At 34.1% G+C, this 12,371-nt stretch carries 11 protein-coding genes; all 11 read right to left on the bottom strand.

Features of this window, described 5'->3' with window-relative positions; genetic code table 11:
- Positions 1 to 64: 64 nt before the first annotated feature.
- The 11 genes from ATN92_RS01915 to ATN92_RS01865 all read right to left on the bottom strand — a co-directional run bounded on the left by ATN92_RS01915 (position 65) and on the right by ATN92_RS01865 (position 11,958).
- Positions 65 to 1,501, bottom strand: coding sequence for a Rossmann-fold NAD(P)-binding domain-containing protein (locus ATN92_RS01915; RefSeq protein ID WP_056953410.1), 1,437 nt, complete (start codon positions 1,499 to 1,501; stop codon positions 65 to 67).
- A 67-nt stretch (positions 1,502 to 1,568) separates the two neighbouring features.
- Positions 1,569 to 2,621, bottom strand: coding sequence for an AI-2E family transporter (locus ATN92_RS01910; protein ID WP_056953407.1), 1,053 nt, complete (start codon positions 2,619 to 2,621; stop codon positions 1,569 to 1,571).
- 10 nt (positions 2,622 to 2,631) lie between these two features.
- Positions 2,632 to 3,432, bottom strand: a complete 801-nt coding sequence (locus ATN92_RS01905; protein ID WP_056953405.1) for a YdcF family protein — start codon at positions 3,430 to 3,432, stop codon at positions 2,632 to 2,634.
- Positions 3,433 to 3,447: 15 nt separating this feature from the next.
- The gene (locus tag ATN92_RS01900) at positions 3,448 to 4,875 is read right to left on the bottom strand and encodes a hypothetical protein (protein ID WP_056953403.1); all 1,428 of its coding nucleotides are present in this window, start codon (positions 4,873 to 4,875) and stop codon (positions 3,448 to 3,450) included.
- Positions 4,876 to 5,022: 147 nt separating this feature from the next.
- Complete coding sequence (locus ATN92_RS01895; protein ID WP_056953401.1) at positions 5,023 to 5,988, bottom strand: peptidoglycan recognition protein family protein; 966 nt, start codon at positions 5,986 to 5,988, stop codon at positions 5,023 to 5,025.
- 104 nt (positions 5,989 to 6,092) lie between these two features.
- Positions 6,093 to 6,581 (bottom strand): sigma-70 family RNA polymerase sigma factor, encoded by a 489-nt coding sequence (locus ATN92_RS01890; RefSeq protein WP_056953400.1) that lies wholly within the window; start codon positions 6,579 to 6,581, stop codon positions 6,093 to 6,095.
- A gap of 161 nt (positions 6,582 to 6,742) precedes the next feature.
- Complete coding sequence (locus ATN92_RS01885) at positions 6,743 to 7,492, bottom strand: hypothetical protein (protein ID WP_056953398.1); 750 nt, start codon at positions 7,490 to 7,492, stop codon at positions 6,743 to 6,745.
- Between the two features lie 148 nt (positions 7,493 to 7,640).
- Positions 7,641 to 9,365, bottom strand: coding sequence for a glucosaminidase domain-containing protein (locus ATN92_RS01880; protein WP_056953396.1), 1,725 nt, complete (start codon positions 9,363 to 9,365; stop codon positions 7,641 to 7,643).
- Positions 9,366 to 9,485: 120 nt separating this feature from the next.
- Positions 9,486 to 9,725 (bottom strand): hypothetical protein, encoded by a 240-nt coding sequence (locus ATN92_RS01875; protein WP_056953394.1) that lies wholly within the window; start codon positions 9,723 to 9,725, stop codon positions 9,486 to 9,488.
- A 160-nt stretch (positions 9,726 to 9,885) separates the two neighbouring features.
- On the bottom strand, positions 9,886 to 10,905 hold the full coding sequence (locus tag ATN92_RS01870; RefSeq protein ID WP_056953393.1) for an acyltransferase: 1,020 nt from the start codon (positions 10,903 to 10,905) through the stop codon (positions 9,886 to 9,888).
- Positions 10,906 to 10,998: 93 nt separating this feature from the next.
- The gene (locus ATN92_RS01865) at positions 10,999 to 11,958 is read right to left on the bottom strand and encodes an ABC transporter substrate-binding protein (protein ID WP_056953390.1); all 960 of its coding nucleotides are present in this window, start codon (positions 11,956 to 11,958) and stop codon (positions 10,999 to 11,001) included.
- Positions 11,959 to 12,371: the final 413 nt, after the last annotated feature.

The following is a 12,371-nucleotide window of genomic DNA, read 5'->3' as shown; positions in this document are numbered from 1 at the left end:
TAATTTAGCCTAAAAGACTAATTTTTGGCATCATTCTCATGAAAAAAATATTTTTAATGAAAATTTATTTTTGTTCTTTATAAATTGGTGTCTCGATTTCCTTTAAAGTTGTGATATCCATCTTGTTCTTGGCATTCTTATTCAAGTAAGTATTTACTTGATCAGTTCCAGCAATCACTGCAGAAACTTTATCTGTACCATCAATCAAACTGGAAATTCTATCAGCGTTTTCACTTTGTTTCATTACAATTGGAATCACTTCAATCCCATTATCACGTAGTGACAAGAGCTTCTTATAGAAGTCTGAACCAATCGAAACGAAGATAGTCGATGTACTTTGTTTCAAGGCCTGATTCTTAAGCCACCAGATAATTAAATCTTCATCACTGTCAAATGTACTCATCAAGACGTTACCTTCACTGAAGAGTTGAATATAAGGCTCGTCACCTGTATAACTCTTGATCAAGACAAGTGTTCCATCTTGGCGATAAAAGTTCTCGCGAACCACTTTGTTGGCATTACGATGATCGTAAAATTGTGTGGCAGAGATAACTCCGTTAACGTCAAAAATATCACGACTTAATACTTGTTCATCTTTATAGTGACGAATAATTTGTAGTTGATGATTGGAATCACGAGAAACTTCCATAACTAATTTATCGTTAGCATCCAAAATTTTATCAACTTTATCAGTCACATGTTGAACACGATAATCAGCATCAAATGGTATCTCAGCAGGCGTGATAGGTACATTCAAGTCACGACCTTGCAACTCATTGTACATATTCAATAAGTAAGCATTCCCATCAACGAAACCGGCATTTTGATAATTCATCCAAGTTGCGTCAATTTGGTCATTATAAGTAACAGAGATTGCATTAGCCAATAATCCCCGATCAGCTAAAGTCATTGTCATCTGTTGCCACATTGATGTGACATCACTATCTGGATTGGCAGGCAAATCATCAGTAAAGACAAAATAGCTTGTATTAGGATCCAAATAGATCTCATTAGCCATTTCATCAGTTCCAAACCATTCTTTCAATGAATCATTGATATCATTGATACGGTCAGTTGCCTGTCTTCTCTCATCAATTTGGTCACTACCAACCGTTCTCAAAAGATGATTGCAATAGCTACGGTCAGCTAATAATTGACTACGTAATTGTGACTTAAGGTCAGCACTTTGATCCAAAGTATTTTGTAAACTTTGTTCAGTGTATTCCCAATCCTCATTGCCAGGTTGTCCCGGTTGAACCGGTGCTTGTGCTTGAGGTTGAGGCTCTTGTGGCCCAAAGTAGTAATTATTGTTGCTACTATTAAAATCTTGATTGTTAGGTGTAAATTGAGTCCCCATCCCCATATTAGGGTCATTATTGAATTGGCCTTGACTAGGATCAAAATTATTTTGGTCTGGTTGTTGAGGTGTCTGATAAGAAGAATTATTCGGATCAGAATAATTATCATCGTTGTCTTTCTTTTTTCTATCAAAAAATGACATAACTTAATCTCCTATCTACGTCAGTTAGTTATCTCCATTATATATGACAAGTTTTCTTTAAAGTTAATTATAACATTTTCTTTAATTTTATTCTCTTCTTTTTGGAGTTCTTAGTAATCGAATGAACGCCTAATATATCAAGGAAGAAAACAAAGATTGGTATACCAATAATCAATCCCCATGTACCAAGCAATTCCTCTGATACGATCAATACAACAAATGTAAAGAAAATTGGCAAATGTGTCATGCTGGACATGAATTGTGGATTCAGGAAATACGTTTCAATCATATGAATAATCACGATCATGATAATGATATAAATAACGTATCTGATACCGCCAACCGTATAAGCAATGAAACTCAGTGGGATCATCGAAATAATAACTCCAGCTACCGGAATCAGTGACAAGATGAAGACCATCACTGCCAAAGCAATAATCCCTGGCATCTGCATGAACAACAAAGTAATTGTCGTCAAGGCTGTATTAACAACGGCAATCATCAATTGTGCTTCCAGAACAACACCGAAAGTATTGACAAACTTTTGTCCAAAATACTTTAAGTCAGAGAATACCCAACCATAATTGCTGTCCAAGAATTGTCTTCCGAAGGAATTCATTTGTTCTACCTGACTAGCATAGAAGAAACTCAATAAGAATGAGACAACAATATTGAATCCGACTGCACCAACACTGCTGATGTAGTTTACAACTTGCGTGATGGCTCCCTTAATTTGATTATCCAAATTAATTTGTTGCAAATAATTATAAATAACATTCAAATAAGGATTCGAACGTACTTCTTTACTTTCATAAAACTTCTGTAACGATGAGAACATTTTTGCTGTTTGCGTGATCAGTTGCGGCACATAGTTAGCAATGACAAAAACTAATAACGCAATAATTATCAAATAAACTGGTGCTATTACCCAAATCGGTTTAATTCTGGGAAACTTTCTTTGAATTACTCGAACTAATTGAACTGACAAGAAGGTAAAAGTAAAAGTTAGTAGAAATAGACTCATCATCCCTCGAAAAAGATAGATCAGCAATATGACTAAAGCTAATAACGTGAATCTTCTCAATCGTTTGTTATCAACGAACTTATCGTACAAACTCATATAAAACTCCTCACATACACATACTTAGTGAAAATACCAAATCCATTCCTAATAACGTCAACAATGAATAACGATGATACCAAACAATCGCCGTAAACTCACGAAACATTGCTGGCCACTTCAACATTCTAACAGTACAAGCGGCCGCAAATTGAACTTTTAAGCCCAATCTTTTGGCGTGCCATTTAGTTCTAGGAATATGATAATCACTCGTTACTATAATAACCCTTGGCCGTGTTTTTTTCTGCCATGCTTGATGAATTTCGATCGCCGAATACTCTAAATTCTGTACTGTATTGATCGATTCATCCTCTTTAATAATAACCGATTCCGAAATATTTCTATCTATTAAGTACTTGCGCATCATCTCAGCTTCGGTTCCATATGATGATTCTGAACTTTTAGCACCACTAACAATAATCTTCGGTTTATATTCAAAACGATTGTATAGTTGTATTGCCTTATCCAAACGTTCACTCAATATTGGTGGTACTCGTGATCCCATACATTTATTACCCAAAACAACTAAGAAATCTGGTTGTTTGGCGGCCGGTAACTCGCGCAAATCACGTTTCATTTGATACATATAAACCAACATGATCACTAACAAAATCAAATCCACCGTTGCAAAATTGAACGCATAGGCACGTAAATACTTATCTACTGAAACAATCGAAATGAAGTATAACGCCGCTATGGTTATGACAGCAACTCCTATGGCAAAAATCGGTAAGCGACTATAGGCATACCTTATTTTATAAATAATCATTACCTCAATCATTGATACAGCAAATATTAATAAATAAGTCATATTCCCCTCCATGGCTTAATCTAAACTGAATTTTAATTTTGGAACCTTCAATGGAAAGTCCTTAACTAAAGTCCAGGTTACTGTTGTTGAATCTTTATCTGGTTGTTTCAAAAGAAATAATCGATTGTCCAATGAACCATAAACTAAAAATTTACCCTTAGTAGTTGTAACAGCCGGTCCATTCTGTGAATAAGCTGAAGGTGATACTAAAAACATATATTGCATCAATGGTTGTTTACTACCGTTGACACTAATCCCTTGATAGTCAGTCGGTTGTAAATTAGTTCCATATTGACCACCAAAATTAACCCCTAAATTGCCAATTTTTTTATCATTATTATCCGAAATAGCTCCTGCCAATTGCATTAAATCAGCATTCGATGATAAAGGATTTTCTTTATATTTATCGTAGTAATCTTGAGTCTGTGAAATGGCTGCTTTCAAATCAGTTTGAGCAGTATCCGATTTAGTCAATAAATTACCATTCTTATTGCTCTGACCATCCTGAACTCGGACCGTGTAGTCACCTGAATACAAGTACAACTGATTAGAATCCGTTTCAATTCTAATGTTAGCTCGCTTGATTTGATTCCCCGTAGCTTTTGAATTAACCTTCAAATTAACACTCTTAGGCAAAAGTCGATCCGTGTTCTGTCCATGATAATAGTAATTAATCGTCAACAGGTTCTTCGGGGTTAAATAGTACTTACCATATAAACTCTGTACCTGACCACTTTCAATTAACGTTTCCATGACAACTTTGCTATCGGTATCATCATTTAACTTCTGGGCTGAATGTTCCGTTAAAGTCAGCTGATAAGTCCCATTCTGATTAATCGTTAGATTCCCATCAGTTCGACGATAGTCAATAATTGTTTTGAAGTTATAATTACCAATCATCACATTATTAGCCGTTAACGGTTTAGCATTACTGTTAACATCGATGATATGATCTGGCATTTGTTTAGAAGAAATACTTTGAGACAAATCTTTTTTCGTGTTATTAGCAGCAGTAGACGGTTTGTCTACTTTAGTAATATAGGCAAATTTATACGTGTCACCACCAGAAGACACCGAATAACCCTTCATATGTTTACCATAGACATTTTCATGATAAGTTTTTTCAATTTTTAAAACTAAATCTTTTTTAGCCGTCTTAAAGGTAATCGTTCTACCATCACGATTTAAAACGTATTTTGGATTGTTAAATTGATTATCAAATCGGTTAATGCCGACTTTACCATTAATAGTAGAAACATCTTTTATTTCTGCTCGTTGGTTCTTTAAAAACTTAATTGAAACAGTATCGTTTTCTCCCTGATCTTGATACAAATACCAAGTTTTGTTACTGGAAACTACCTCATCAGTTTCCTTTGGCTTGCATCCTAAGATTGTTAGGAATAAACAAAGAATTCCAAGAACCGCTAAGAATTTTTTAACCATATTGTTCACTCAATGCCTTTCTGAAGACAATTATACAACTTCAAGATTAACCCCTATTATGAAATAATGATAGCAAAAAAAGACCTGCTTTTCAGCGGGTCTTTTGTAATAATTTGTTATCAAAGAATATTTCATTCTATATTGAAATTATGCTAGTGGTTTAATAATTTGTCCAACTGAACTTTCTGGAACCCACTCATTAGTAGCAACACGATAATACTTAATACCATTAACTACTTTAACTTGATCCATTTGCCAATCAGTCCCTGTACCTAAAGCACGGTTTGTAATTCTAGACATAGTATCATTATTCAATGAGTATAGAGAAATATATTCTTTCGAACCATCTTTAACTCTAAGAATTCCAATGTTACTTGCCTGGTTACCATTATTAGTATTAGCATTTCCACCGTTGTTAGTGTTGCTGCCCTTTAATTGGTTATAATACTTACCAACTAAATCATAGAACTGATCCATGCTGTAACCCCATTGAGCAAAGTAGCCAACTGGATCAGTATGATTTGTTTCTTTGTACATTCTTGAAACATCGTTATGTGAAAGAACTGTCTTACCAGGTGTAAATGGTAATCCATATTGAACTAATCTAAAGGCTGCGTAGTAAGCTTGGTTAGCAACGGATCTAGCAAATTGATCTGTTGTATTTACACGACACAACTCAACTTGAATGTATTTGTTATTAGCAGTTTGACCTGCTCCCCAAACACCATAGTCAGCACTATGGATATTTATAATTTCTTTATCATCGACAAAAGCATGAACATAAGTGTATGTTGTTGGCCATGACCAATTAAAGTATGAAACTTCATTTTCGGCTGTAGCACCAGGTGTTGCAGTTTCGTGGATAACGACCCCTTCTGGCTTACCAACACCGTTCTCGTAACCGAACATCTTGTTAAATGTTCCTGCACGATATTGAATTGAAACTGGTTTAATGTTGTTATTATTAATGTAATCGTTGATTGCTGAAGTTGCAGCTTGTGTTGTTTGAACTTGTGAACCTAGTTGTGGAACCACTTGTCCAACAGTTGCAAAACCGACACTTGCAAGTGCAGCTGAAGTAGCTAAACTTGTAATAAATTTCTTCGAGACCATAATATATATTTCCTTCCCAATGTTAATTTCCTTAACCCATAAATTATAACAATTTTCAAAGCATTTTTGAGAAAAGTAACAAATATGTAAACAGATAGTAAAATTTACTTTTGATTCATTGCTCTTAATTTGGTTAAAAGCCTATTTCGCTGGTATCTAAGGTTACGGGGCGTCTGTTGATGATGTTGAGCAATTGTTGTGAGTGAAATCCCATTCATGAAATGTTCCTGCAATATTTCTTTTTCCAATTCAGATAATTTTTGCCAATCAACGAAATTAATTTGAGTAATTTCTGTCTCCGGTACTCTTTGAAAATCAAACTCTTCTAAACTATGAAAATCGAAGTATTGTTTCTCTTGTCGCAACATATCGGTTAACCGCCAAACCAATTTTTGAAACACATATGGTTTGAACTTAGTCATATTTTGATCTCTTTGACAGTATTTTAAATAAGTTTGTGCATAAATAATTACTGCTTCTTGAAAGTAATCTTCATAATCACAACGAGTCACATAAATATGAACTCGTTTCAAAGCTCCATGAATTAATTGTTGATTCTCTAATGCTTGCTGAAATCCTAATTCTAGATTCATTGTGAGCATCTCCTAGTTTTACTCACAAGCGCTTGTGGTAAAACTAGGATAACTAATTTAGACTAGAAAAATTAGTTGCCAAAACAGTCTAAGAATAAGGCTTTAATTCGATCGATTAAAAAAGAACACCCACAAACAGTGTTCTTTTTTGGTTTTGGCGATTAATATAATTTTTTAATTCTGGTTAAATTTTGATGGTAATACTTTTTCGTCTCGAGTTTACCTAATCCTTCAATACCTTGATTTATCAAAATAAACTCAATCAAATGCCAGTAAAATATCGGCAAACTGTTCAATAGGCAAATTTTTGAATGCAAATCACAACGACATCTATCATACGTAGAAAATAATTTATTACACTTATACTTTAAATGACAACTACCAACATTAACCATCATTTCAAATACGTTTAATGAACACTTCATTAAAAAGTAAATATCATGCAATCTTTTTTCCAAATCTCCCCTTGGAAAATCTAATTGAATCTTATGGCTGCTCTCGGTGACAAAATAGGCTTTCTTTTCAATTTGTTCATAGCATTCTAAGAAGTGAACAGCAATCCAATCGGCATTTCTTCGACTGGCCCCAGTCATTGGCATATAGGCAATATCTTCATGAATAAACGGCGTATAGTGAGTCATCCCATACAAATCAGCTAAAAACTTGGCCATGGCAAATCCTATTCCATTAATCAAATACATCTCATTCATAATCTTCCTGGTCGTTCTTGAGTCAATAAAGATTCCTTGTTCAGCATGAACAACAATCGTATTTCCCAAATTAGTGATATCTGAAATATCCAACAAGGCTTCAATTTTATAATCAACTTTAAAATTTTTACAAACATTGAGAGAACTAAAGATTCTTTTAGATATTACATCCTTAATGGATTTAAAATTTGATATCATCATTTATTTTCCCTAAAATATTTATTTACTCACTTTTCATGAGTATGTCAACAATATAACAAGAATATATGTTCTGAAGATACCAAAATATATAATTTATTCAAAATAATTTCACGTAATTTGTACAAAAAAAGAAGCCCCTAAGGACTTCCTAATCTGCATTGAAAATACAGTATTTTCCGTTGACCCAACCGGCATTTACTTTATACCAAGTTTGACCATCGACAATTTGTTTTGAGGTTACACGCCAAGTCGTACCATCGGCTAGACGAGTTCCTGTAAATTTATTATTGGCAGCAGGACTGTTATAAACGTTGACACCATATCCAGGAATATAGTTAATCTTTGCCATACCACTAACACTTGTTACATAGTTAGATCCTTTAACTTGAACATCGTTAGCACTGACCCATTGATTAGTAGCTACACGATACCAAATGGAACCATCTGAATGAGTAGACTTCTGATCAATCTTCCAATCAGTTCTGTTTGAAAGACTAACTGCCAAAAGATTATGTTTATCATCATAAACTTTGGCTCCTGGATTAGCAGTGATGTTAACGATATCGGGATAAGATACTACTTTATCCTTAGTATAGTCACCATGTGATTGTGTTGATTTCAAGGAAACATCAGTTGCCTTGATATAACAGTCGTTACCTACAAAGTAGAATTTATTACCAGAATTATCCAACACATACTTAGTTGTAATCCAAGAAGATTGATATGGCAAAACTCGATTCGTAGCCGTATTCAAATTAGGCAAACGATAAACTACGGAACCACTCTTATTAATAATAATTGCTGTATCAGCAATATTAACTGGTGGGTTAGTCTTTTCAGATTCCAATTGAACATCTGAAGCCTTTACGTATTCGTTTGTCGAGACTTGATAATAAGTCGTACCGTCAGATTTAACGACCTTAGATGTAACTTTCCATCTAGTTCCGTTAGCTAAAGTACGGTTAGCAGCTATTTTATCAGCGTTTATATAAACATGTGCTGAATTTTTATTAGTTATTGTTACAACATCGTTTAATTTTGTTTGTGTACCTTCAATTGCATTTTCATTACCAGTACCATTTGTACTGGCTTTTCCATCATATTGTGTCAAATTAGAGCTCTCAATTATATTATTTAATACAGCTGCATAGGTTGGTGAAGTGGCATAACGTCCTTGCAACCAAGCTGTAGCATCTTTATAAGAAGAGGTATTCTCTCTCCATGTACCTTTATAGAAAGCACTATTTCCTTGAATACCATTACGTAACTTATCGCCATTATCAGCAAAAGATGCGTAAACACTAGGGTACTTTCTAAAGTTAGCATAAATAGTGTAGTAGCCCTTATCGGCACTCCACTCTTGAGTTGGTAGTGAGACATATGAACCTTGATAGTCCCCTTTAATACCAAAGTAATTATTATACTGTGATGATAATACTGAAGTACCCCAACTACTTTCCAAAATAGATTGTGCCATCATTACTGAAGCATACAAATTGTATTTTGATGCAACCTGTTGTGCCTGTGGAGCAACCTTAGCCAAGTAGGCTTGTTGTTGAGCAGTTGATGCTCCCTTAGTTGTTCCAGCTTGTGTCAAAGCGGCAACCGCATTAGCTGGCAAAACACTACTTCTACCAGATTTTTGATTAGCTTCAATAGCGTCAGCTGCATCCTCATTGATTGGTGCACCACTCTTGTCCATTACACTAGCAACAGTAGTATCCTTAGTCTCAGATGTATTTTGATTTTGGTCGTCAGTTTGATTACCCTCGTCATCAGAAACAGCAGCCTTAACTGGAGAAGTATTAGAAGAAATACCAACAGCGGCTAAAAAACTTGCTAATGCCGTTGAGGCAACCCATTTTTTATTCATAATTTGTCTCCTCCCAAATTCTTGTATATCTAATGCTTAGACTACTATTTAATTTGGAATTCGACAATAAAACCTTAAGAAATTTGGATATTTTTAAACTTTTTTAATGATTTAAAATCACTAACCTTCAGTAGGAATGAATTCAACATATTCAGCTTCGATCCATTCACCATCTTCAGCGATACGATAGAATTCTTTTCCGTCTTCACCTGTACCCTTGGCATCAGTATACCAAGCAGTTTGACCTTTAACGTATTTGTCTTGAAGCATTTTACGGTTAACTTCATAATTATCAAATAAGAAAACAACGTAGCGATCGTCTTGAGTTACTTTAACGATTCCTTGTACTTTTTCAAGCATTGCAATACCACCTTTAAAGTTAATATTAGTTACATTATACATTAATAGATAAAGAAATGACCTGCAATGATGAGTAAAAATAATAGCACCTATTCAGATTCCTCATTTTCCCTAATTATTACGGAAATTGAAATTCTGAATAGATGCCATTTTAATTTTTCTAAGTGAACAATCTTTTTACAACTGGTATCTTGCTTAAAATCAAAATTACTAATAGTGATAAGACAGTTGCTAAAACGAATACGTATAAGAAGTTAGCATTCACATAATACTTCATCACAAACTGTATTGATAATCCGTGAACTAGATAAACTCCATAAGTCAATGGTGCTATCAATTCAATCACTCGTGCAAATCCTTTACCATAACTTGTTTCAAAGCGTTTGAAGAGCATGAAGACCAATGCTGCAATGATTGGCGTATTGATGTTAGCAATGGCATTCAAGAATTGTAGGTTTGGTTTCAAACTGATAAAACTGATTAGAATATTGATTGCCATTAACACGGCCGCTATCAGGATATTCATATTGAGTTTTAACGAATGTTTGTCAATCTTAGAAATTCGATAACCAATAAAGAAGTAACCAATATCTTTGGAAACAACCACTCGGCCTAAATCAAAGGAATTGAAGTAAACTCCAATATTCTTAGGTGTAGTAGTTGTTAACGTTGGCAATGCAATATCAATGATGACCCAAAGAATTAACAAATACATCAACATCTTATCGTCAATCTTATCAGCAATAGCTTTCAAAAATGGTGACAATAAATACAAAGCAATCAATGGATACATAAACCAATATGCTATTAATACTGGTTTATGATACATCATTAACAATGTATTGCTGAAATCCTTCATATCAACTGGACCTGACATGGCACGAGCCAAATAAGCTGACACAACTGACCAAAGTAAGAATGGTACAACGACTCTGACCAATCGATGCTTGAATAAGTACTTTAAATCATAAGTTTTTTTACTGTTTAAAACCATGGCACCACTGATCATGAAAAAAAGTGGCACTGCGATTTCTGTCACTATAACGATGGAATTTACGACACCCCATTTTAACGTTGGTTGATAGTTAGCCAAATCATCAGCACAAGAATGCGCCAAAACCACCAATAACATCGCAAAAACTCTAATCGTATCGACATAGATTAGTCTTTTGTTCTTCAAGATATTTCCCTCAAATCAATTAAATAATAAGAACATTTTACCATTATTATCTGAGCAAGAAAAAAAGTTCATCATCAGATGAACTTTTTTTGATTACTTAACTTGTCTAAGCTTCATATTGGCTTTTTTATAATTGATTTTACCTTTGTATAACTTTTGTTGCTTAGCATACTTGAAGGCTTTCTTAAAATCAGATTTCTTAACCTTATGCATTGTCTTAAACTTAACATTCATGTTGTTCAACTTAGCAACAGCTTTATCGCTAGTTCCATAGTTAGAGAATGTCTTGTTAAGCATGATGTACATGTTACCCTTATTGATTTTCTTAACTTCTTGCTTCATAACATTGCATAGAATATTAGTATTAGAAACATTCTTCTTAGCATAATCGTTATTAACAATCAAAACATTACCATTATCAGCACTAATCTTATCTCTATTTAGAACCTTAGCACCATTAACTTTAGCTTCAGTCATTGATGGATCTTGTAAGACAGCAGCATCAACGTCGCCACTCTTCAACTGACTGACACGATCTGCCTCAGAATCAACTTGCTTCAATTTAACGCTAGATAACTTTAATCTGCTCTTCTTCAAAGCTTTCTTTAGATAGAACATTGAGTAGTCAGTTTTATCAACTGCAATTGTCTTACCTTTTAATTTCTTAACACTCTTGTACTTCTTGTTAGCAACTAAACCGCTATAACCAGGCATAGTACCAGCAATCTTCCAATTTGAATGTTTCTTAGAAATAGCTGCATAATTTACTAAATCAGTCACAGCCGCATTAACCGTTCCATCGGCAATAGCACTATTCAATTCTTTAGTAGAATCATATGCTTTCAGATCAACATTTAAATTGTTGTTCGTATAAGCATTTAAATCCTTACCCATTTGGGCAACAGCGGAAGGAATATTTTTAGTTGTTCCAATCGTGTATTGTGCTTGATCTGTGTCAGCAGCTTGAACGTTCTTTATCCCGACAAATGAGAATGAACTAAGCACTAAAAGACAAGCTACTAAAAAGATACTTATTTTCTTTAAGCTCTTCAATGTAAAAACTCCCTTTTCATTATTCAAGTTTCATCATAACGTAAAGGGAGCTGTTTTTTCTACTATAACTGTACTTATTTTATGTTTTTTCTACCTCAAAATTATCAACACTAAAAAATATCCGTATTAACCAATATACATTGGCTCTACGGACATTTCTTTCGAATTAAAATTAATTTTTATGATGAAAAATAATAGACTAATTTATTCATCTCAAGCTAAACAATCAAAGTGAGATTCAGTCTGGAGCAAAATTTGGGAATGCGTTCAGCTATGAGATCATTGTTACCGGCTTTACCGGTTACAGTGAGGCCGACTTTGGAAATCCATTATTTTGCACAAAGTGTAAAATAATTAGTTTCAAATCGTACCCATAACGTTCCAACAGCATTCCCAATTTTTGTGGAAGACGG

The sequence above is a fragment of the Companilactobacillus bobalius genome (assembly GCF_009764355.1).
This window is presented reverse-complemented; position numbering and strand designations above follow the sequence as displayed.

What these genes read in the sequence shown, in the direction of transcription:
- ATN92_RS01915 (WP_056953410.1), bottom strand. Translation starts at nt 1,501, where the DNA reads ATGTCATTTTTTGATAGAAAAAAGAAAGACAACGATGATAATTATTCT.
- ATN92_RS01910 (WP_056953407.1), bottom strand. Translation starts at nt 2,621, where the DNA reads ATGAGTTTGTACGATAAGTTCGTTGATAACAAACGATTGAGAAGATTC.
- ATN92_RS01905 (WP_056953405.1), bottom strand. Translation starts at nt 3,432, where the DNA reads ATGACTTATTTATTAATATTTGCTGTATCAATGATTGAGGTAATGATT.
- ATN92_RS01900 (WP_056953403.1), bottom strand. Translation starts at nt 4,875, where the DNA reads ATGGTTAAAAAATTCTTAGCGGTTCTTGGAATTCTTTGTTTATTCCTA.
- ATN92_RS01895 (WP_056953401.1), bottom strand. Translation starts at nt 5,988, where the DNA reads ATGGTCTCGAAGAAATTTATTACAAGTTTAGCTACTTCAGCTGCACTT.
- ATN92_RS01890 (WP_056953400.1), bottom strand. Translation starts at nt 6,581, where the DNA reads ATGAATCTAGAATTAGGATTTCAGCAAGCATTAGAGAATCAACAATTA.
- ATN92_RS01885 (WP_056953398.1), bottom strand. Translation starts at nt 7,492, where the DNA reads ATGATGATATCAAATTTTAAATCCATTAAGGATGTAATATCTAAAAGA.
- ATN92_RS01880 (WP_056953396.1), bottom strand. Translation starts at nt 9,365, where the DNA reads ATGAATAAAAAATGGGTTGCCTCAACGGCATTAGCAAGTTTTTTAGCC.
- ATN92_RS01875 (WP_056953394.1), bottom strand. Translation starts at nt 9,725, where the DNA reads ATGCTTGAAAAAGTACAAGGAATCGTTAAAGTAACTCAAGACGATCGC.